We start from the raw sequence: 20,346 nt of genomic DNA on the forward strand, positions 1-20,346 counted from the left end.
CGGGAACGTCGGACGATATCAGGACCCAATGCCCACCGGGCTGGCAAGCCCCGATCTCGCCCAGCCTTGCGCCGCGTGCTATTGCAGGCGGATGACGCTTTGCGGACAGCCGCGGGGAGAGAATGCGCGAGATCCTTGAGGTGCTTGAGAAGAAGCGCGCGGCAGCGCGTCTCGGCGGTGGCGAAAAGCGCATCGCGGCCCAGCATGCCAAGGGCAAGCTGTCGGCGCGCGAACGCATCGACGTCTTCCTCGATCCCGGCTCCTTCGAGGAATGGGACATGTTCGTCGAGCACCGCTCGCCGGATTTCGGCATGGCCGAGCAGAAGGTGCCGGGTGACGGCGTGGTCACCGGCTTCGGCACCGTCGACGGCAAGCTGGTCTTCATCTTCAGCCAGGACTTCACCGTGTTCGGCGGCTCGCTGTCCGAGGCCCATGCCGAGAAGATCTGCAAGGTCATGGACCAGGCGATGAAGGTCGGCGCCCCGGTGATCGGCCTGAACGATTCGGGCGGCGCCCGGATCCAGGAGGGCGTGGCCTCGCTCGGCGGCTATGCCGAGGTGTTCCAGCGCAACGTCCTGGCCTCCGGCGTGGTGCCGCAGATCTCGCTGATCATGGGCCCCTGCGCCGGCGGCGCGGTCTATTCCCCGGCCATGACCGACTTCATCTTCATGGTGAAGGACAGCTCCTACATGTTCGTCACCGGCCCGGACGTGGTGAAGACGGTGACGCATGAGGTGGTGACGGCCGAGGATCTCGGCGGCGCCATCACCCACACCACCAAATCCGGCGTCGCCGATTTGGCCTTCGAGGACGATGTCGAGGCGCTGCTGCGGCTGCGCGATTTCGTCGGCTTCCTGCCGTCGTCGAACCGCTCGCCGGCGCCGATCCGACCGACCGATGACCCGGCCGACCGGCCGGAGATGTCGCTCGACACCCTGATCCCGGCCAACCCGAACAAGCCCTACGACATGAAGGAGCTGATCGGGAAGGTGGTGGACGAGGGCGATTTCTTCGAGCTGCAGCCCGCCTTCGCCGGCAACATCCTGATCGGGCTGGCCCGGATGCAGGGCCGCACCGTCGGCATCGTCGCCAACCAGCCGATGGTGCTGGCCGGGTGCCTGGACATCGATTCCAGCCGCAAGGCGGCGCGCTTCGTCCGCTTCTGCGACGCCTTCAACATCCCGATCGTCACCTTCGTCGACGTGCCGGGCTTCCTGCCGGGCACCAGCCAGGAATACGGCGGCATCATCAAGCACGGCGCCAAGCTGCTGTTCGCCTATGCCGAGGCGACGGTGCCGAAGGTCACGCTGATCACCCGCAAGGCCTATGGCGGGGCCTATGACGTGATGGCGTCGAAGCACCTGCGCGGCGACGTCAACTATGCCTGGCCGACGGCGGAGATCGCGGTGATGGGCCCGAAGGGCGCGGTCGAGATCATCTTCCGCGCCGACATCGGCGACGCCGAGAAGATCGCGGCGCGGACCGAGGAGTACCGCGAGAAATTCGCCAACCCCTTCGTCGCCGCGGCGCGCGGCTATGTCGACGACGTGATCATGCCGCACAACACCCGGCGGCGGATCTGCAAGGCGCTGGCGATGCTGGCCGGCAAGACGCTCGAGAATCCCTGGAAGAAGCACGACAACCTGCCGTTGTAGGCCGCCTTTATTCCGCCACGGCCGGATGGTGCTCTCCTTGTCGGGAGAGACCGATACCGAGACTGGAATGACGACGCGTTTTCGCGCCCTGACGACCCTTCTGGCCGGGGCGCTTCTGCTTGCCGGCTGTGCCACCGAGGCGGGGTTCCGCAAGGGGCTCGACCAGCTGATCGGCCAGCCGAAGGACCAGCTGGTCGTGCGCTACGGCCCGCCGATCTATGAGGGCACCACCGAGGACGGGCGGCGCTATGCCCAGTTCAACCTGTCCTGGGTCGAGACCGGCGGCGGCTACGTCAACAGCATTCCCCGCACCGAGACTGTCCGCGGCACCTATCGCGACGACGACGGCGACAAGCACCGCTACAAGGAAACGCGGACGGTCTATGACCAGCAGTATGTGCCGCCCTATGCGATCGACCGGCGCTGCCTGACCACCTTCTACTTCAACCGCGCCGGCCGGGTCGCCAACTACGCCTATGCCGGCGAGGGTTGCGTCGCCGTCGCGCCGGATTGATCAGAGCAGCGGCCGCAGGGCGAGGTCGAGGCCGAGGGCGAGCAGCCCGAGGAAGAACCAGCGCCGGAACAGCTCCGGCCGCACCCTGAGCCGCAGCCACTGCCCGGCCGCCATGCCGAGCAGCGCGGGGGCCAGGGCCAGCAACGAGGTGCCGGCGGTGGCCAGCGGGAAGGCGCCGCCCTGGGCCAGCCCGGCCGCCAGCGCCAGGGTCGACACGGTGAAGGACAGGCCCAGCGCCTGGATCAAATCCTCCTTCTCCAGCCCCAGCGCCTGCAGATAGGGCACCGCCGGGATGACGAAGACCCCGGTGGCGCCGGTGACCAGGCCGGTGGCGGCGCCGACCAGCGGTGACAGCCAGCGCTCGGCCCGCGGTGGCACCGCGAAGCGCGGGCCGGCGAGGCCGATCAGGGCGTAGAGCACCAGCGCCGCGCCGAGGCCGATGGCGGCGCGGCCGGCGAGGGCCCCGGTCAGCAGCCCGGCGCCGGCCCAGGTGCCCAGGCAGATCCCGGCCATCATCGCCACAGCCGGCGCAGCAGCCCGCCGAAGCGCGGCCCGGCGAACAACTGCCACAGGTTGGTCACCAGCGACGGCACCACCAGCAGCGCCGCCGCCTGGGCCGGCGCCATGGCCAGGCCGAGCAGCCCCATCGCCACCGTCGGCAGGCCGAGCCCGAGCACGCCCTTGACGAAGCCGGCAAGCAGGAAGGTGAGGGCGATGGGCAGCAGAAAGATGAGGTCGGACATGCCGGGAGCTTGCCCGCGCCCGGCCACAGCGACAATGTGGAAGGCCCGGAGCCAGCCTTCGGCTGAGCCGAAGGCTGGTCCGCATTGGCGAGGGCCGCCCCGATGCGCTTCGACCTGACCGATCTGCGCCTGTTCCTGGAGGTTGCCGAGGCGGAAAGCATCACCGGCGGCGCCGCGCGGGCCAACCTGGCCCTGGCCTCGGCCAGCGCCCGCATCCGCGGCATGGAGGAGGCGGCGGGCACCGCGCTGCTGCAGCGCGGCCGGCGCGGCGTGACGCCGACCCCGGCCGGCCAGGCGGTGCTGCACCACGCCCGGCTGGTGCTGCAGCAGATGCAGCGGATGCGCGGCGAACTCGGCGACTACGCCCAGGGCCTCAAGGGCCATGTCCGCATCCTCGGCAACACCGCCGCCCTGACCGAATTCCTGCCTGAGCCGCTGGCCGAATGGCTGGCCGCCCATCCCCGCATCGATATCGACCTGGAGGAGCGGCCGAGCCACGCCATCGTCGAGGCGGTGGCCGCCGGGCTGGCCGATTTCGGCATCGTCGCCGATGCCGCCGATGGCGGCGGGGTCAGCCAGGGCGGGCTCGAAACCCTTCCGTTCCGGATCGACCGGCTGGTGCTGGCGGTGCCGCGCGGCCATCCGCTGGCCCGGCGGCGGCGCATCGCCTTCGCCGAGGTGCTGGACGAGGACTTCGTCGGGCTCGGCCCCGGCAGCGCGCTGCAGGAGCATCTCGGCCGCCACGCCGCCCGCGCCGGGCGGGCGCTCAAGCTGCGGGTGCGGCTCGGTGGGTTCGACGCGGTGTGCCGGATGGTGGAGCAGGGGGTGGGGCTGGCGGTGGTGCCGCAGACCGCGGCCCGGCGCTGCCGCCGCTCGATGGCGATCCGGGCGGTGCCGCTGTCCGACCCCTGGGCGCTGCGGCAGCTGACGGTCTGCGTCCGCCGCCTCGACGCGCTGCCGGCCCACGCAAGGCGGCTGGTCGAACACCTGGCCAAGGACGCGCCGCCGGCGCCGTGAGTCTGCGCCGCCACAAAGACATCAGGTTTCGAAGGCATTGGCGCCACAGTGTGGCGCTATCCGGCATGAGGTCCATGGAACGGGGGACATGCCGTGCGTCGAAGGAGGGTCGCTGCCGTCCTGTCCTGGGCCGGCTTCGCGCTGGTTACCGCCTGCGGAGGATCCGATCGCGAGGTCGACCGGCAATTGGCGGGCTATGTCGGAACGACGCGCGCCGCCGTCGAGGCCAGGTTCGGCACGCCCCTGACCGAAGAAACGGACGCCGCGGGCGCACGGCGGCTGACCTTCTACAGCAGTGGGTCCGTCCATGTTGACGGTGCCTATGAAAAGGTCGCGCAGCAGAGGCCTGTCGATTGCTCGTACGAGCCGAGGCCGTCTTCCTGCCAGAGGGTCAAGGTCAAGGACGCGAAGGACTATTACCAGTCCACCGAGACGGAGACTTACTATGTCGACGGCGACTATATCCCGGCGCATGTCGCGGTGTGGTGGTGCAGCGTCGTCTTCACCCTGAACCGGGGCGGGACGGTCACTTCCTACGACTTCACCCGCTATTCCCCGGGCGAGAAGATCGATTGCAGCACCGTGCCCTGGCCGAAGCCGTGACATCACCCGGCGGCAGTGCCTCTACCGCTCCGGCAGCGGCAGCCTCTCGGTCTCGTCGGGGATCTCGCCGAAGCGGCCCTCGCGCCAGTCCTGCTTGGCCTGCTCGATGCGCTCGCGGCTGCGGGCGACGAAGTTCCACCACAGCCGGCGCGGGCCATCCAGCGGCTCGCCGCCGAACACCAGCAGGCGGGTCTCCTCCAGCGCCTCGACCTCGACCATGTCGCCGGGGCGCAGCACCAGCAGGCGCTGCGGCGCGAAATCGTCGCCGCCGATCCGGACCCGGCCGGAGATCACATAGACCGCCCGCTCCTCATGCTCCGGCGGCAGCGGCAGCACCGCGCCGGCCTGAAGTGCTGCGTCGAGGTAGAGGGTCTCCGAGAAGGTCGCGACCGGCGATCGGGCGCCATAGGCCGACCCGACGATCAGCCGCACGGTCTTGCCGGCATCCTCGATCACCGGCAGGGCATCGACGCCGTGATGGGCGAAGCTCGGCGCCACCTCCTCGTAGGGGGCGGGCAGGGCCACCCAGGTCTGCACCCCGAACAGGGTCGACCCGGTGGCGCGCGCGGCCGGCGGGGTGCGCTCGGAATGGGCAATGCCGCGCCCGGCGGTCATCCAGTTGACGTCGCCGGGGCGGATCAGCTGGCGGGTGCCCAGGCTGTCGCGATGGGTCTGCTCGCCGGCGAACAGGTAGGTCACGGTGGCCAGGCCGATATGCGGGTGCGGCGGCACGTCGATGCCGTCGCCGGCGCCGAACAGGGTCGGCCCGAACTCGTCGACGAAGACGAAGGGCCCGACCGACCGCTTCTGCATCGACGGCACGGCGCGCCGTACCTCGAAGCCGCCGATGTCGGCGGTGCGCGGGATCACCACGGTCTCGATCAGGGGGCCGGGCGTCTCGCCGGCAGCAGCGTCGGGGGTGGGTTGCCAGCTCATCGTCTCGAATCCCGGGCCACGAATCCTCCGGCGCGCCACCGGTCGCCATGGACGGGCGCGCGGTTCGACCGTACCCTTCGGCCCCGGCACAGCCAAGGGGAGAGACGATGGCCGACACCACCCAGGACGCCGCGGCGGGGGCCGCCGGCGAGACCACGATCTGGAAGATCCGCACCGCGCTGCGGGCCAGCGCCTATGGTTGGATCCTCGCCATCGTGCTGGCGGTGCTGCTCGGCCTGGTCGCCGGGCCGCTGGCCGCGGTGCCGATCGTGCTGGCGCTGGCCTGGACCGCCTGGCGTGCCCTGACCAGCTACGAGCTGACCAGCGAGCGGCTGATCATCCGCTCCGGCCTCCTGGTGCGGAAGCGCGAGGAGGTCGAGCTGTTCCGGGTGCGCGACTTCTCGATGTCGCGGCCGCTGCAATGGATGGTGCTGGGGCTGGGGACAGTCGGGCTGACCACGCGCGACCAGTCGGCGCCGAACATCATCATCGGCCCGATCGCCGGCGCCGACGCCAAGCTGGACGATCTGCGCCGCGCCACCGTGGCGCGGCAGAACCGGGTGCGCTTCCGCGAGGTCGAGGTGTCCTCGGCCGGGGACGAGCAGCATGACGGCCATGGCGATCACGGCGGCCACGGCGCCGGGCCGCTGCCGGGGTAGGGAGGGTCATAGGGAGGCAAACTCCCTATCTGTCATGCCACGGCTTGACCGTGGCATCCAGGGGCGGCCAGAGCGGCTCTCGATGGCCCCTGGATTGCCCGGTCAAGCCGGGCAATGACAGAAAAGGGGAGATGCATCCTCAAGCTTACTCGTCGTTGAACGGCCCGATCATCAGCGGCTCGAGCTTGAACCAGTTGCCGAGCTGGCTGTAGGTCAGCTTCACCGGCTTCAGGTCCCAATAGACCTCGGACTTGGTCGGGCCGACGCACTTCATCTGGCCGGATTCGTCCTTCTCGCGTTTGCAGCCATCCTCGCTGTCGGCATAGTAGATCCGGCCGTACAGCCCGGCCTGGTTCTGCTCGACCGTGCCGAAGAAGGCGTCGACATCGGCGTCGTTGTTCTCGCCGCCGAAGAACGCCTCCGCCGGCTTCACCACCGGCTCGTTGAAGCGCAGGTTGTAGTCGTAATAGCCGGTGTAGGTGCGGCTCTGCCCCTTGGCGTCGGTGAAGCTGCCCTCTTCCTCGACATAGCGGATCGAGCCGGTGACCTTGTCGGTGTAGGCCTGGTTGCCGATGGCGTACTGGAAGCTGATGCCGTTGTTGTCGGTCAGCCAGTTGCCGAGCTCGTAGTCATAGTCGAGATTGCCCGACACCCGGGCCTGCGGCAGGAAGGACAGCGGGCCCGCCGCCAGGGTCAGGCCCTGGAAGGACAGGGGGTCCGGGTTCTTGACCTGGATGGTCACGACCTTGCCGTTGACGGTGCGGGAATACAGCTTGTCCGCCGCCTTCGAGGCGCGGCTGATCTGCTCGCCCAGTTCCCACCACCGCGTCACCTCGCGGCCCTGGATGATGCCGCCGAACTTGCCGCTGGACTGCTGGCCCTTGACGATGTCGAGGCGCAGATTGCCGGCCTCCGGCTGGTAGCGCCCGCCCTCGTCGATCGGCGTCTCGCCGCGCAGGATGGCCACTTCCTTGGCCACCTGGCTGGGGTTCTGCGGGTTGTTGACGTCCATCCTCAGGCTGTAGGTGATGGTGTCCTCCGGCTTGCGCTGGGCCGAGCCGGAATAGGCCATCAGGTCCGCCACCGTCAGATTTTCGATGGTGTAGACGTCGAGGCCGTTGGTGTTGCGGACGCTGCGCGAATTGAAGTCGATGGTCATATGGCCGGTGACCTTGGCCCCGTCCGCCACCGTCTGCAGGCCGCGGTTGGTGCTCTGGGCCAGCGCCGGCGTGGCCGCGAGAATGGCGGCAACGGTCAGGGCGCTCGCGGTCATGCGTTGGTTCATGGTCTCCCCCTTGGAAATATCGACGGGTCGGGCTGTCTTCGCCGCCTCTGTTCTGGCACCACAGTATGGAGGGCGATCTCAGGGCAATTTGATGGCGAAGCGGGGACAGGGCGGCGACGAAACCACAAAAAGCGGGCTGACGGTCCGGCCGATGCGTCGTGACGCGGCCGAGATCGCGGCGGTGGTGGCGCTGGTCCGCGGCGCCTTCGCCGGCTATGTCGGCCGGCTCGACCCGCCGCCCAGCGCGGTGGGCGAGACGCCCGAGAGCATCGCCGAACTGCTGGGCCGCGAGCACGGGCTGGTGGCCGAGGCCGGGGACGGCATCGCCGTCGGCTGCCTGTTCCTGCAGCGGCGCGAGCGCGGCGACGTCTATGTCGGCCGGGTCGCGGTCGCCGCCGGCCATCGCCGCAGCGGCGTCGGCCGGGCGCTGATGGCGGCGGCCGAGGACGAGGCGCGGCGGCTGGGCGGCGTGCGGCTGACGCTCGGGGTGCGGCTGGCGCTCGACGGCAACCGCCGGTTCTTCGCGAGCCTCGGCTTCACCGAAGGCGCGCTGCACGCCCATCCCGGCTACGACAGGCCGACCTGGATCGAGATGGCGAAGCCGCTCGGGTGAGGCGCGATTGGTCGTCGGCTCGAGCTGAGGGAGCCTTCGTCAGCCGTTCGATGCGTTGAAAACCGCCAGCTGGGCGGCGAAAGCGCGCCGGTATGCAGGCCGCGCTTCGCCGCGGGCGACATAGGCGGAGATGTTGGGGTACTCCGCCAGCAGATCCGATCCCTGCAGCCGGCGCAGCACCGTCACCATCAGCAGGTCGCCGGCGCTGAACTCGCCGTCGAGCCACTCGGCATCGCCAAGCCGATGGGACAGGCCGTCCAGCCGTTTCCGGATGCTGTCCTCGAGGCCACGCAGGCGCTGCTCGTACCAAGGCTCGTCGCGCTCGAGGATCCTGGCGAGGGCGCGGTCGAAGACCGGCGGCTCCACCGTGTTGAGCGCCGCGAACATCCACGCGACCGCGCGCGCCCGGGCAGCAGCATCGTCCGGCAGCAGGCCCCCATGGCGCTCGGCGATGTGGAACACGATCGCCCCCGACTCGAACAGGGCGAGATCGCCGTCCTCGTAAGTCGGAATCTGCCCGAAAGGCTGCAGCGCGAGATGCGCGGGTTCCTTCATCGTCTTGAACGAAACCAGGCGAACCTCGTAGGGCAGGCCCGCTTCTTCCAGCGCCCAGCGAACCCGCATGTCACGCGCCAGCCCATTGCCGCGATCGGGAGAGCGTTCAAAGGCGGTGATCGTGATCGTCATGGGTGTCCTCCACAGCGTGTCTGCCTGGAAGACGATCGGCCAGACGCAGGCCCGACACCCATGCTCGAGATAATTCTCCCGGTCCGTGCAAATCCAGCCGACAGGATGCAGCAGGCGAAACGATGCCGGCGCGGCCTTCGGCAGGTTCAGGCGACCGCCGGGATTGACATCCGAGCGTCCGCCTGGGGACTTGGCGAGCTACGCGAATCGAAGATCCTGCGCGCCTCGTCGACCTCGCCGAGATGTTCGAGCGTCCAAGCGTAAAGCGCTTTGAACGGGTGTTGGAGCGAACGCCCGAGTGGGGTGATCTCATACTCCACCGCCACCGGCGAGACGGGGATCACGCGGCGCAATACCAGTCCGTTGCGCTCGAGCCGTCGCAGGCACTGCGTGAGCGCCTTTTGCGTCACCCCCTCGAGCTGGCGCTTGATCGCATTGAAGCGCATCGGCCCGGGGTCGAGCACCGTCAGGACCATCACCGACCATTTGTCGGCGATCTGATCGAACAGCAGGCGGCTGGGACAGTCGACCGCAAAACGCTGACGCTCACCGGACATGGTTTCCTCGACTATACCTAGGCGACTCAAGGTGCGTAATTGACGCTAAGTTTACGATGTATACCTATCCGGCTCCGACGACAACGGAGCTGCTTTGCATGTCTACCTCCTCCCCCGATGTCCTGTTCCGGCCCTTCAAGCTGGGGTCGCTCGCGTTGCCGAACCGGATCGTCATGGCGCCGATGACGCGCTCATTCGCCCCCGGCGGCGTGCCCGGCCCAGCCAATGCTGCCTATTATCGCCGGCGCGCCGAAGGCGGCGTCGGCCTCATCCTGTCCGAAGGGACGGTGGTCGATCGCCCGGCATCGCGAAACGACCCCGGCATTCCCTTCTTCCATGGCGAAGCTGCCCTTGCCGGTTGGCAGGGGGTGATCGACGCAGTGCATGACGCCGGCGGCCGGATGGGCCCGCAGCTGTGGCACACCGGCGCGGTCAAGAGTTTCCTCACGGACTGGACGGCCGACGCCCCGGTCGAAAGCCCGTCCGGCCTCGATGCGCCCGGCGTGGAACGCGGCGTCGCGATGAGCGATGCGGCGATCGCCGACACGATTGCAGCCTTTGCGAAGGCGGCGGCCGAGGCCAAGCGGCTCGGCTTCGACACGATCGAACTGCACGGCGCCCATGGCTATCTGATCGACCAGTTCTTCTGGGCGGGCACCAACCGCCGCGCGGACCGCTATGGCGGTGCCACCATAGGCGAGCGGTCGCGCTTCGCCGCCGAGATCGTCGCGGCGGTGCGCGCCGCGGTCGGGCCCGACTTTCCGATCATCATCCGGCTCAGCCAATGGAAGCAGCAGGATTTCACCGCCCGCCTGGCGGAAACGCCCGATGAAATGGCGGCCTGGCTCCGGCCCCTGGTCGAGGCTGGCGCCGATGCGCTGCACTGCTCGCAGCGCCGTTTCTGGGAGCCGGAATTCCCCGAGGTCGACGGCGAACACGGCCTCAACTTCGCGGGATGGGCAAAGAAGCTGACAGGGGCTGCGACAATCAGCGTGGGCTCGGTCGGCCTGTCTGGAGACTTCATGGCCGCCTTTGGCGGAGAGGGTGCGACGAAGGCAGGCCTGGACCGGCTGGTCGCACGGATGGAGCGCGACGAGTTCGACCTGATCGCAGTCGGGCGGGCGCTCCTCAGCGATCCGCAATGGGCGGCGAAGGTGCGCAAGGGCAACTCGGACGCCCTGCACGGCTTCGAGGCTTCCGCGATGGCCGAACTCGTCTGACGGGCTCCGCCAGCAGCGCGACAATACCACCGCCGGTCGTCGAACCGGCGGTGGTGAATGGTCCAGGATCATGGTCAATCCAGATTGACGCCGCTTTGCGCGACGTCCGCTTGCGAGGGGTCGGCCCAATGTCGCCTTATTGAATTGCGGTGTGAATTACAGTGACAGTGCACGAATTGGTTGGCGACCAGACCTTACTTCATGGCGGGCAATGATAGAGCTCGCTAAAAGTGCACTGTCACCGTAATGGCCCACCGTAATGGCTGCCTGTTTCTGCAGCGGCGCGAGCGCGGCGACATCTATGTCGGCCGGGTGGCTGTGGCCGGCGCGCATTGCTGCGGCGGCGTTGGCCGGGCGCTGATGGCGGCAGCCGAGGATGAGGCGCGGCTGGGCGGGGCGCGGCTGACGCTCGGCGTCCGCCTGGCGCTGGATGGCAACCGCCGCTTCTTCCGCTCGCTCGGCTTCACCGATGGCGCACTGCATGCTCATCCGGGCTATGACCGGCCGACCTGGGTGGAGATGACGAAGGCGATCGGGTGAGGCCCGGCACGCGGTAGCGCTCTCGCAGTTGGCTGTCCCAGGACCATTCCGGGGTTCCGGCTTGCGAATACCTCGAAGGACGTATGGCCATCCGGAAGGGGGAGGCTGAGTCGGGTATCGGGCGGACGGCCCGTGCGAAGGCTCTCCCATTGGGCCAGTCGCGATCATCCGGGCAATGAGTCATGGTCCGGTGGTCCGCCGCTAATATTCCCTGCCGAACATTGTCGGACGATCGCGCGCTCCGGATGGAGGCATCCCGCCGCGCGGCATTGGATCAAGCCGGTTGCACCCGGACCGGGCGCCGGAGAGACGGATTCGTAGCGCGAAAGATCCGGGAAGCCGGCGAGGAGGTCGGGTGAACTCTCTGGCCAACGAGGTGACGTGGCGCCATGGCGGGCTGATCGATGCCCGGGGCGCCGTCCGTTGCGCCGCCGCGGCGCTGCTGGCATGCGCTGTGGCCGGCTGCTCGACCTTGGACGATCTGGGCATCGGCTGGGGCAAGTCGACCCAAGCCGATGCGCCGGCCGCATCTGTCTCCACCGTCCTGGCCCCGCCACCCGGACCCGCGGTCGCGGTGCCCGCCGTTATGGTTGCCACCGTGACGCCGGAAGGGTCCGGCACCGCCGGCGTCACGGCGGACGACGATCCGGCCGCGCAGGTTCCGCTGCCGGACGGCGCCTCGGCCGAGCTGCGCGAGCTGGTTCGGAGGGCTGAGGCCGGCGATGCGCTCGCCGAATATGGGCTGGGCTCCCGCTTCGCAAACGGCACGGAACTGCCGCAAAGCCTGGAACGCGCCGCGTATTGGTACCGCCGCGCCGCCGACCGGGGCAATCCCGACGCGCTTTATGCCCTGGGCGTTGCCTACCGCGACGGCATCGGCGTGACGGCCGACGCGCGGGAGGCGATGACCTGGTTCCGCAAGGCGAGCCTCGCCGGCAGGCCGCACGGCGCGTATGAGGTCGGTCGTCTCTATGAGGTCGGTCAGCTCGGGCCGCCCAATCCGCGCATCGCCGCCGGCTGGTACCGGATCGCTGCCAATGGCGGTGACGAACCGGCCAAGGAGGCGCTGGCGAAACTGCAGGCGGCCCCGGGCGCCGGTGCGCCGACGGTGTCCGCTCAGACCAGCCGGGCCCCGTCCAGCCCGAATCGGAGTGTCGCCAGCCGCGCGACGCAGCCGAGGGCCGCAGCGCCATCGAATGTGCCCGCCGTGCAGTCCGCAGCGATACCCGAGCAGCCGGCGACGGAGGCTGAGATCAGGGAGATCCAGCAACTGCTGACGAGCCTGAACCTCGATCCGGGCCAAACCGATGGCCGGCTACGGCCCAAGACCCAGCTCGCCATCGCCACCTTCCAGCGGAGCCAGGGACTGCCGGTCACGGGCCAGCCCTCAGCTGAGGTGCTGGAGGCGCTCCGCTCCGCCACCGTGGTGCCTCGCTTCGATTGACGGGGCTTGTCCTATCCCCGAAAACTGCGGCGGAACTCGCGCGGGGTCATCGCCTTCAGGCCGCGGAACTGGCGGTTGAAGTTGGCGATGTTGGGATAGCCGACCTCGTCCGCGACATGGGCGATCGGCCGGTCGCTGTTGATCAAGAGCGAACAGGCCTGGCCGATGCGCAGCTGGGCGACGTAGCGCGACACCGTCAGCCGCGTGTGCCGGCGGAAGAAGCGGTGGAAGGCGGACGCGCTAAGGCAGGCCAGGCCGGTCAGCGCCGCGATCGGGATCTCGTCGCGGTAATGCGCGTGGATATGGTTCAGCACCCGGTCGATGCGCTGCTGCTCCGGCGCCGACAGCGTGGCGGGCAGGGGGGCCGGGGCGGCCAGCGGCGCCCGGCCGTCGTCCCGCGCCAGGGCCGACAGCACCCCGATCAGCCGCAGCAGCCGGGCCGCCGGGTCCAGGTCCGGCATCGCCTCGATTGCCGGCCGCACCGCCGCCGCAGCGGTGGCGGAGAAGGCGACGCCACGGCCGGACTCGGCCAGCAGGCGGCCGACCGGGCGCAGCTCAGCCAGGGGCTCGACCAGCCGCGCCGCCCAGTCCGGCGAGAACCACATCACCAGCGCGACATGCGGCCGGGCCGGGTCGATCCGCTCGCGCGAGCACCAGGTGTGGGGCAGGTTGGGGCCGACCAGCACCAGATCGCCGTCGTCGTAGTGGCCGAGGTGGTCGCCGACATGGCGCTGGCCACGGCTGTTCAGGGTCAGCGTCAGCTCGAATTCCGGGTGGTAGTGCCATTCGAACGGGATGGCGTCGTCCAGCCGGCGGTTCAGGAGCGTCCAGGACGCGTCCCCCGGCACCGTGACCTTCTCGAAGATCGGCTGCATGGCCCGAAACTGATGCTCAAGGGCGGCTGCTCTGCCACCAGACGCGACTCTAGTATCAGTTTTCGGCAGCCGGCGGCAACATGGCGGGCGAAAGCCGGGGTAGAGTCTCATCCATCGACGGCCGAACGCCGCCGCGCCGATCAAAGAGTCTGGCTCGAGGTTCGTTCCGACGAGTCAGATGGCGTGGTTTTCGAGAACCGGAGCGCAACGGACGTTTGAGTCCGTGAGTACCGGAAGCGCAGAAACCGCGTCAGGTGGCCGTCGGGGCGAAGTTCGGGCCAGACTCAAGGGGAAGACGCCGAGATGGACCGCTTTCAGTACGGGGACAACCGGCCGGGCAACGCCTCGGTCTCCTATACCTTCGACACCCAGCTCAAGGACATCGAGAAGACGCGGCCGCTGCGCGTGCTGTCCGAGGACGATTGGCGGCACTGGATCACCTGGGGCTATGTCGTCGTCCCCAACGCGGTGCCGCCCGAGAATGTCGAGCGCACGGTCGACCTGCTGTGGGAGTTCCAGGAGCTGGACCGGACCGACCCGGAGAGCTGGCACAAGCCGCAGCTGCGCGACCATGCGATGAAGGAGCTGAACAACAGCGGCATGGTCGAGATCTACAATCACCAGCGGCTGTGGGACAACCGCCAGCACCCGCGGATCTACGACGCCTTCGTCGACATCTGGGACACCGAGCGGCTGTGGGTCACCATCGACCGCGCCAATCTGAACCCGCCCAACCGGCAGGCGCGCGGCTTCAACGGCTTCATCCACTGGGACGCCGACACCTCGCTGACGCCGCTGCCGGTGAACTGCCAGGGCGTGCTGTCGCTGGTCGACACCGATGCCGACACCGGCGGCTTCCAATGTGTGCCCGAGCTGTTCCGGACGCTGGAGGAGTGGCGGAAGACCCAGCCGGCCGACCGCAACCCCTGGGCGCCCGACACCGCCGGCTTCGAGATCAAGAACATCTCGATGAAGGCCGGCGACCTGCTGATCTTCAACAGCCTGCTGGCGCACGGCATCCGGCCGAACCGGTCGCAGGACCGGGTGCGGATGGCGCAGTACATCTCGATGACCCCGGCCGACGAGGGCAACGCCCAGCTGCGCGACTGGCGCATCCAATCCTGGCGCGACCGCGAGCCGCCGCAGGGCTACGCCTTCCCCGGCGACCCGCGCGAATGGGAGAAGACCCGCTACGACCGCGCCGAGCTGACCCCGCTGGGCGAGAAGTTGCTCGGCCTGGCCTCCTGGGAAGAGTAGGCCCGAACCGCCGCGCGGCGCGTCAGCTGGGCCGTCGCCCCGCCCGGCGGCCGGCCTTACTTAGCGGCCGGCAGCTTGGTCAGATAGGCGATGATCGCGGCGACATCCTCAGGCGCCACCGGGGCCTTGTAGGTGTTGATCATCTTGTTGACCTCCGCCGTCCAGGCGGCTTCGGACAGGGTGGGCTGGGTCAGCACCATGCCGGCGGAATGGCAGGCCAGGCAGTTGTTGTTGATCGCGTCCGCCTCCGGGCCGCCCGGAAACATCCGGTCGCTGTCCGGCAGGTCGACCGAGACCGATTTCAGCTCGAAGGGCGGCGCCGCATGGGCGGACCAGGCAACGAGGGCGAGGCCCAGCAGGCCGGCGGCGGTGGATAGGGTGCGAAGCATGGCTGCGATCCCCCCTCAGGCCGCCACGAGGTCGGTCGTCTCGATGACGTTGCGCATGAAGCCGGACGGGTTCCAGTTGGGCGTGTCCGGCTGGGCCAGGCCGCGGCTGTTGGTGCAGCGCACCGACACGGTGCATTTCCCCGGCGCCGGCGGCGTGATCTCCGCCTCCCATTGCCGGAAGCCGTACTGGCCCTGGTCGGGGCCCAGCTTTGCCGGCCGCCAGCTGCCGCCGCCGTCGATCGAGACATCCACGGCCGAGACGCCGCAATCGCCGCCGAAGGCGATGCCGCGCAGCGGCACCGGCTTGCCGGCCGGCACGGCGGCGCCGGCGGCGATGCTGGTGACGAAGGACCGCGGCACCATGCGGTTGATCGGGACCACCGGCACGCCGGTCTGGCCCGGCTTGATGTCGGCGCGCGGCGTGTCGGGGATGGTGTAGGCGGTCTTGGTCCAGTAGTTGGTGTCGGGCTGGTCCAGCACCTCGATGTCGCTCAGCATCTTGACCCAGTAGGTCGCGTACCAGCCGGGCACGACCAGCCGCAGCGGGAATCCGTTCACCAGCGGCAGCTGCTCGCCGTTCATGGCGTAGGCGATCATCACCTCGCCGTCCCGCGCATGGTCGATGTCGAGCGACTTCATGAAGTGCGGCGCGTCGTCGACCACCGGCTCGTCCAGGCCGCGCAGGCGCACCTGCACCGCCCCGGGCTTCACCCCGGCCCGGTCCAGCACGTCCTTCAGCCGCACGCCGGCCCACACTGCGTTGCCCATGGCACCGTTCGCCCATTGCGCGCCCGGCACACGCGGCTGGTAGAAGCCGCGGGAATTGCCGGAGCACTGGTTGACCGCGGCGAGCTCGACCCGCGGCAGGCCATGGAGCAGGTCGCTCAGCGACAAGGACAGCGTCTGATTGACGTGGCCCCGCACCGCGAGCGTGAACGTGCCGACATCGATCGCCGTCGGGATGACGGCCCAATGCCAGCGCACGTAGAACTGGTCATTGGGCGTGAACACGCCCTTGTCGAAGACCTCCCAAGGGGTCTCCAGCAGCGGCGGTCGCGTCCGCTGCAGGATCATGGGTCCCTTCTGGGGAAACCCGGTCGTGATCGATCGCGCCTGCGGCCCACCGGGCAGGGGCAGATCGACCATCGCCTGCGCCCAGGCGGGGGCGGACATCATGGCCAGGCCGCCCAGCCCCGCGGAGCCGAGCAGGCGCCGGCGCGTCATCGCGTGCCAATGCGGTTCGTCTTCCAGCTTCGCAGGCATCGTCGACCTCCATGGTCCGCGGTGATCATCTCACGTCATCCGGTGGTGCGCGGCACGCCTGGGCCGATCGGAGACGTGTCTGACAGTCATCGGTGATCGTCGGGAACGATGACAGGCGGACCATCCATCGGTCCAACGGATTGATTCGATTGTTCCGATCGCACGAGGCGATCGATGTTCGGAGCCCAACGAGGTTATCGTCAGCCGGCGGAAGCCCGTGGTCATTCCGCCGCCGCGGCTCGCCCGCCGGCAGCTTCCGCCTCGGCCGCGATCAGCTTGGCCAGGCGGCGGCGGAAGCGCATCGGCCCGGCATCGATCTTGAGGTCGAGATTGGGCGTGCGCTTGGTCGCCATGCCGCGATGCACCGCCTGCAGCACGGCCGCGTCCTCCTCGAAGGCGCCGCGCACCGAGGCCGCGAATTGGCGCGAGACCTCGACGTCGTCGGGGGCGAAGTTCCGCATCTGGAACCAGGTATAGCGGGTCCGGTTCTCGTCGATCGGGGTCATGAAGTTGTAGCTGTCCATCAGGAAGACGTCGGGATGCGCCGGCCGGCCCTCGCCGCCGGTGCCGGCCGGGGTGAACACCGCCCGGATGATGGCATGGCCGGGATAGCGCACCTCGTAATGCTGCTTGCGGTCGCAGTGGCCCTGGAACTTCAGGAAGGGCGCGTAGAACGGGGCGGGCTCGGCATCCAGCAGCCAGCGCCACACCGTGACCCCGTCCGCGCCGACCGTGGTCTGCAGCGGCGTCTCCTCGCAGCCCGCGCCGGCGAAGGAACCCTGGTGCACCCAGGCGACGTGCGACGGATCGAGCAGGTTGTCGGTCATATAGAGGTAGTGGCATTCCAGCATCATCGACTCGCCGCGGTTCAGCCCCCAGGCTGGGTCGCCGTAATGCTCGACCTGAACGATCAGCGCCGGGTCGGCCTTCGCCGCCTCGCCCATCCAGATCCAGACCAGGCCGTAGCGCTCCTCGACCGGATAGGACCGGACGCGGGCGACGTGCGGGATGCGCTCGGCGCCGGGTACCCGGGTGCAGGCGCCGCTGCAGTCGAAGGTCAGCCCGTGATAGCCGCATTCGACCTCGTCGCCCTTGAGGCGGCCCATCGACAGCGGCAGCTTGCGGTGCGGGCAGGCGTCCTCCAGCGCCGCCACCGCCCCGTCCTGCCGGCGGTACAGCACCACCCCCTCGCTGAGGAGGGTGACGGGGGTGAGGTCGCGCCCGACCTCGTGGTCCCAGGCGGCGACGTACCAGGCGTTGCGCAGATACATGGCGTTCCCCTTCCGGGCATGGCCCGTGGCGGCTTTTTGAGCTGCCCGATTGTGAGCCTCTGCAGGGCCGGGACAAGCCGGCTTCGCTTGCGTTCTGATTTAGGAAAACTAAAATGTCGCCGCGATATCACCGGGTGGATGCGCGTGGAAAAGCTGCCGCCCTTGCGGGCCCTGCAGGCGTTCGAGGCGGTCGGCCGGCGCGGCAGCGTCACCGACGCCGCGGCCGAACTCGCGGTCTCGCCCGGGGCCGTCAGCCAGCAGATCCGGCGGATCGAGGATGCGCTCGGGGTGCGGCTGCTCGAACGCAGCGGCAAGGGCGTCGAGCTGACCCATTGGGGCCGGCTGTACCATGGCGAGATCGTGCAGGGCTTCGATCGGCTGCGGGCCGCGCAGGAGACCCTGACCCGGGCGCGGACCCGGAGCGGCCTGGTGGTCAGCTGCCTGCCCTCGGTCGCGAGCAAATGGCTGGGCCACCAGCTGTTCGACTGGCAAGACCGCCATCCCGGCGCGCCGATCCACCTGATCGGCACCGAGGTCGAGCCGCGCATCGGCGCCGACCAGACCGATTTCCGCATCACCTATGGCGACCAGGTCCGGCGCTTCGACCACTACGCCGAGCTGTTCACCGACTGGATCGTGCCGGCCTGCGCCCCGGCCCTGCTGGCGGGCCGGGTCATCAAGAGTCCGGCGGACGTCCTGGCGCTGCCGCTGCTCGGCATCGACTGGGACCTGTCGCCCGATGCCCTGCCGGCCTGGCCGGACTGGGCGCGCAGCGCCGGGCTGGAGGCGGTCGAGGCCCGCAGCGACCTGACCTATTCGCTGTCGGGATCGGCGATCGACGCGGCGGTCAGCGGCCGTGGCGTGGTGCTGGGCCAGCTGGCGATGATCGCCGACGACGTCGCGGCGGGCCGGCTGGTGATCCCGGTGGACCACCGCATCCGGCTGCCCTTCCCCTATTTCCTGGCCTGGGACCGCGCCGCCCTGGCCAAGCCCTTCGGCCCCGAATTCCGGTCCTGGATCGTCTCGATCGCGAAACGGCAGGGGGTGCTGTCCGCCCCACCGGCCGCGACCACCTGACGCGATCGCGCGGGAGGCGCATGCCGAGGCTGCGACCGTCATGTGGTCTCTGGCATGCTGTCGCCGTCGCACCGGAGTCGCCATGATCCGCCTGCCGCGCATCGCGCTTGACCCGATCCATCTGCGCCAGGCGGCGCGGGCCGCCATTGCCGCCGTCGTGGCCTATGCCCTGGCCGATGCGCTGGGCCTGTCCAAAGGCTACTGGTCGGTGCTGACCACGGTCATCGTCATGCAGGCCAGCCTGGGCGCCACGCTGGGCGCGGCCTTCGACCGGCTGCTCGGCACGCTGCTCGGCGCCGTGCTCGGGATCGGGGGCGCGATGCTGTCGGGCCCGTCGCCGATCCGCACCGGCGCGGTGCTGCTGGTGGTCATGCTGGTCACCGTCTACATCGGCGCGCGCAAGCCCAACCTGCGGCTGGGGCCGGTCTCGGCCGCCATCGTCATGCTGGCCGACCCCACCCATGCCGACCCGCTGGGCGCCGCCTTCCAGCGGGTGTCGGAGATCGGGCTGGGCGGCGTGGTCGGCGTGCTGGCGGCGCTGCTGGTGCTGCCGGCCCGGGCCGGCGACCATCTGCGCGACAGCGCCGCCGAGGCGCTGGGCGACTGCGCCGCCCTGCTGACCCTGCTGGCCGGGCGGCTCGGCGGGTCGGGCGCCGACCCCGCGGCCCTGAACCTGCGCCTGCGCAAGACACTGGCCAAGGCGGACACCCAGATCGGCGAGGCCCGGCGCGAACGCGTCGGCACCCTGATCGGCCCGGCCGACCCGGCGCCGATCATCCGGTCGGTCCGCCGCCTGTGGCACAGCGAGATCATCCTGGGCCGCGCCTCGGAGGCGCCGCTTTCGGCCCCGGTCAAGGCGGCGCTGGGGGCGACGCTGGACCAGGCGGTGACGGCGGCGACCAAGCGGATGACGGCGCTGGCGGCGGCGGTGGAGGCGAAGGCGACGCTGGGCGACGGCGCCGCGCTCGACCACGCCGTCGCGGCGCTGCAGAGCAGCGTCGACGCCCTGCGCGGCGCCGGCGGCGACCTGGACGGGCACGAATTCGGCCAGGCCTTCGCCATCGCCTTCACCTTCGCCCAGATCCGCGACAACCTCGCCGATCTGGCGGAGCGGCTGCGCGAGCAGGCGGGGGAGGGCGCGGCCAAGGAATGACGGCCGGTGGGCGTTTCCCCGATTGCGTCCCGGCACGATCGGCGACACGCTCGCCGCATTGATCGTCATCGGTTTCAGGAGGGGTTTTGAACCACACCCATTGGATGCGCCGGCCCGCCCGCATGGCGACCGCCGGATTGATGCTGCTGCTCGCCGCCTGCGGCGGCCGCATGCAGACCGCCGACAACCCGAACGCGGTGGTCGACGGCCAGAAGCCGGACGGCACGGTCGAGATGCACCAGGTCCAGGCCGCCTTCATCGGCAGCGGCGACGCCGGCAGCGGCACCCTGCGCTACCAGGGCCGCAGCTACCCGTTCAAGGTCGGCGGGCTGGGGATCGGCGGCATCGGGGTGTCGACGATCGAGGCGAATGGCGAGGTCTACGGCCTCAAGAAGGTCGAGGACCTCTCAGGCGCCTATGTCCAGGGCCGCTACGGCTTCGCCTTCGGCGACAAGAGCGGCGGCCAGCTGTGGCTGAAGAACGACAAGGGCGTGATCCTGCACCTGATGGCCAAGCGCACCGGGCTGATGCTCAGCCTCGGCGGCGACGCGGTCGTCATCACTCTGGGGCGCTGACCGGGCCTGTCCG

The 20,346-nt window shown here is 69.6% G+C and carries 23 protein-coding genes; 13 read left to right on the forward strand and 10 right to left on the reverse strand.

Annotated features, from left to right (window positions below):
* The first annotated feature begins 122 nt into the window (after positions 1-122).
* Positions 123-1,655, forward strand: coding sequence for an acyl-CoA carboxylase subunit beta (locus tag E9232_RS01830; RefSeq protein WP_309791783.1), 1,533 nt, complete (start codon positions 123-125; stop codon positions 1,653-1,655).
* A gap of 67 nt (positions 1,656-1,722) precedes the next feature.
* Positions 1,723-2,169 carry a hypothetical protein gene (locus E9232_RS01835; protein WP_309791784.1) on the forward strand — a complete coding sequence of 149 codons (447 nt, stop codon included), beginning with the start codon at positions 1,723-1,725 and terminating at the stop codon, positions 2,167-2,169.
* Here E9232_RS01835 and E9232_RS01840 read toward each other — a convergent pair whose 3' ends face one another.
* Positions 2,170-2,685 carry a TSUP family transporter gene (locus E9232_RS01840; protein WP_309791785.1) on the reverse strand — a complete coding sequence of 172 codons (516 nt, stop codon included), beginning with the start codon at positions 2,683-2,685 and terminating at the stop codon, positions 2,170-2,172.
* Positions 2,682-2,912, reverse strand: coding sequence for a TSUP family transporter (locus E9232_RS01845; protein WP_309791787.1), 231 nt, complete (start codon positions 2,910-2,912; stop codon positions 2,682-2,684). Before E9232_RS01845 ends, E9232_RS01840 begins: the two co-directional genes overlap by 4 nt.
* Positions 2,913-3,014: 102 nt before the next feature.
* Here E9232_RS01845 and E9232_RS01850 point away from each other — a divergent pair, with 102 nt between their 5' ends.
* Both E9232_RS01850 and E9232_RS01855 read left to right on the forward strand, forming a co-directional pair.
* Complete coding sequence (locus E9232_RS01850) at positions 3,015-3,929, forward strand: LysR family transcriptional regulator (RefSeq protein WP_309791788.1); 915 nt, start codon at positions 3,015-3,017, stop codon at positions 3,927-3,929.
* Between the two features lie 93 nt (positions 3,930-4,022).
* Entirely contained in the window at positions 4,023-4,532 is a 510-nt protein-coding gene (locus E9232_RS01855) for a hypothetical protein (RefSeq protein WP_309791789.1), read from the forward strand.
* 21 nt (positions 4,533-4,553) lie between these two features.
* On the opposite strand, the gene E9232_RS01860 is transcribed toward E9232_RS01855, so the two are convergent.
* Positions 4,554-5,468 (reverse strand): pirin family protein, encoded by a 915-nt coding sequence (locus E9232_RS01860; RefSeq protein ID WP_309791790.1) that lies wholly within the window; start codon positions 5,466-5,468, stop codon positions 4,554-4,556.
* 107 nt (positions 5,469-5,575) lie between these two features.
* Between E9232_RS01860 and E9232_RS01865 the strand changes: the two genes are divergently transcribed.
* Positions 5,576-6,127, forward strand: a complete 552-nt coding sequence (locus E9232_RS01865) for a PH domain-containing protein (RefSeq protein ID WP_309791792.1) — start codon at positions 5,576-5,578, stop codon at positions 6,125-6,127.
* 145 nt (positions 6,128-6,272) lie between these two features.
* Here the strand turns inward: E9232_RS01865 and E9232_RS01870 are convergent, their stop codons facing one another.
* Complete coding sequence (locus E9232_RS01870; RefSeq protein WP_309791793.1) at positions 6,273-7,412, reverse strand: hypothetical protein; 1,140 nt, start codon at positions 7,410-7,412, stop codon at positions 6,273-6,275.
* 151 nt (positions 7,413-7,563) lie between these two features.
* Here E9232_RS01870 and E9232_RS01875 point away from each other — a divergent pair, with 151 nt between their 5' ends.
* Positions 7,564-8,025 carry a GNAT family N-acetyltransferase gene (locus E9232_RS01875; RefSeq protein ID WP_309791794.1) on the forward strand — a complete coding sequence of 154 codons (462 nt, stop codon included), beginning with the start codon at positions 7,564-7,566 and terminating at the stop codon, positions 8,023-8,025.
* A 39-nt stretch (positions 8,026-8,064) separates the two neighbouring features.
* On the opposite strand, the gene E9232_RS01880 is transcribed toward E9232_RS01875, so the two are convergent.
* The gene (locus E9232_RS01880; protein WP_309791795.1) at positions 8,065-8,712 is read right to left on the reverse strand and encodes a glutathione S-transferase family protein; all 648 of its coding nucleotides are present in this window, start codon (positions 8,710-8,712) and stop codon (positions 8,065-8,067) included.
* Between the two features lie 146 nt (positions 8,713-8,858).
* Entirely contained in the window at positions 8,859-9,269 is a 411-nt protein-coding gene (locus E9232_RS01885) for a winged helix-turn-helix transcriptional regulator (protein WP_309791796.1), read from the reverse strand.
* Between the two features lie 98 nt (positions 9,270-9,367).
* Here E9232_RS01885 and E9232_RS01890 point away from each other — a divergent pair, with 98 nt between their 5' ends.
* From E9232_RS01890 to E9232_RS01900, 3 genes are all read left to right on the forward strand, one after another.
* Complete coding sequence (locus E9232_RS01890; protein ID WP_309791797.1) at positions 9,368-10,489, forward strand: NADH:flavin oxidoreductase; 1,122 nt, start codon at positions 9,368-9,370, stop codon at positions 10,487-10,489.
* Between the two features lie 246 nt (positions 10,490-10,735).
* Complete coding sequence (locus E9232_RS01895) at positions 10,736-11,029, forward strand: GNAT family N-acetyltransferase (RefSeq protein ID WP_309791798.1); 294 nt, start codon at positions 10,736-10,738, stop codon at positions 11,027-11,029.
* 355 nt (positions 11,030-11,384) lie between these two features.
* Positions 11,385-12,473, forward strand: a complete 1,089-nt coding sequence (locus tag E9232_RS01900) for an SEL1-like repeat protein (protein ID WP_309791799.1) — start codon at positions 11,385-11,387, stop codon at positions 12,471-12,473.
* 11 nt (positions 12,474-12,484) lie between these two features.
* On the opposite strand, the gene E9232_RS01905 is transcribed toward E9232_RS01900, so the two are convergent.
* The gene (locus tag E9232_RS01905) at positions 12,485-13,348 is read right to left on the reverse strand and encodes a helix-turn-helix domain-containing protein (protein ID WP_309791800.1); all 864 of its coding nucleotides are present in this window, start codon (positions 13,346-13,348) and stop codon (positions 12,485-12,487) included.
* Between the two features lie 303 nt (positions 13,349-13,651).
* On the opposite strand from E9232_RS01905, the gene E9232_RS01910 reads away from it, so the two are divergent.
* Complete coding sequence (locus E9232_RS01910; RefSeq protein ID WP_309791801.1) at positions 13,652-14,605, forward strand: phytanoyl-CoA dioxygenase family protein; 954 nt, start codon at positions 13,652-13,654, stop codon at positions 14,603-14,605.
* A 56-nt stretch (positions 14,606-14,661) separates the two neighbouring features.
* Here E9232_RS01910 and E9232_RS01915 read toward each other — a convergent pair whose 3' ends face one another.
* The 3 genes from E9232_RS01915 to E9232_RS01925 all read right to left on the reverse strand — a co-directional run bounded on the left by E9232_RS01915 (position 14,662) and on the right by E9232_RS01925 (position 17,528).
* Positions 14,662-14,994: a c-type cytochrome gene (locus tag E9232_RS01915; protein ID WP_309791802.1), complete on the reverse strand. Its 333-nt coding sequence runs from the start codon at positions 14,992-14,994 to the stop codon at positions 14,662-14,664.
* 15 nt (positions 14,995-15,009) lie between these two features.
* Positions 15,010-16,257 (reverse strand): molybdopterin-dependent oxidoreductase, encoded by a 1,248-nt coding sequence (locus E9232_RS01920; RefSeq protein ID WP_309791804.1) that lies wholly within the window; start codon positions 16,255-16,257, stop codon positions 15,010-15,012.
* A gap of 221 nt (positions 16,258-16,478) precedes the next feature.
* The gene (locus E9232_RS01925) at positions 16,479-17,528 is read right to left on the reverse strand and encodes an aromatic ring-hydroxylating dioxygenase subunit alpha (RefSeq protein ID WP_309791805.1); all 1,050 of its coding nucleotides are present in this window, start codon (positions 17,526-17,528) and stop codon (positions 16,479-16,481) included.
* A 138-nt stretch (positions 17,529-17,666) separates the two neighbouring features.
* On the opposite strand from E9232_RS01925, the gene E9232_RS01930 reads away from it, so the two are divergent.
* The 3 genes from E9232_RS01930 to E9232_RS01940 all read left to right on the forward strand — a co-directional run bounded on the left by E9232_RS01930 (position 17,667) and on the right by E9232_RS01940 (position 20,333).
* Positions 17,667-18,605, forward strand: coding sequence for a LysR family transcriptional regulator (locus E9232_RS01930; RefSeq protein WP_309791806.1), 939 nt, complete (start codon positions 17,667-17,669; stop codon positions 18,603-18,605).
* A gap of 82 nt (positions 18,606-18,687) precedes the next feature.
* Entirely contained in the window at positions 18,688-19,758 is a 1,071-nt protein-coding gene (locus E9232_RS01935; protein WP_309791807.1) for an FUSC family protein, read from the forward strand.
* A gap of 86 nt (positions 19,759-19,844) precedes the next feature.
* On the forward strand, positions 19,845-20,333 hold the full coding sequence (locus tag E9232_RS01940; protein WP_309791808.1) for a hypothetical protein: 489 nt from the start codon (positions 19,845-19,847) through the stop codon (positions 20,331-20,333).
* Positions 20,334-20,346 lie beyond the last annotated feature (13 nt).

Source organism: Inquilinus ginsengisoli (assembly GCF_031453975.1).
Lineage (GTDB): Bacteria > Pseudomonadota > Alphaproteobacteria > DSM-16000 > Inquilinaceae > Inquilinus > Inquilinus ginsengisoli_A.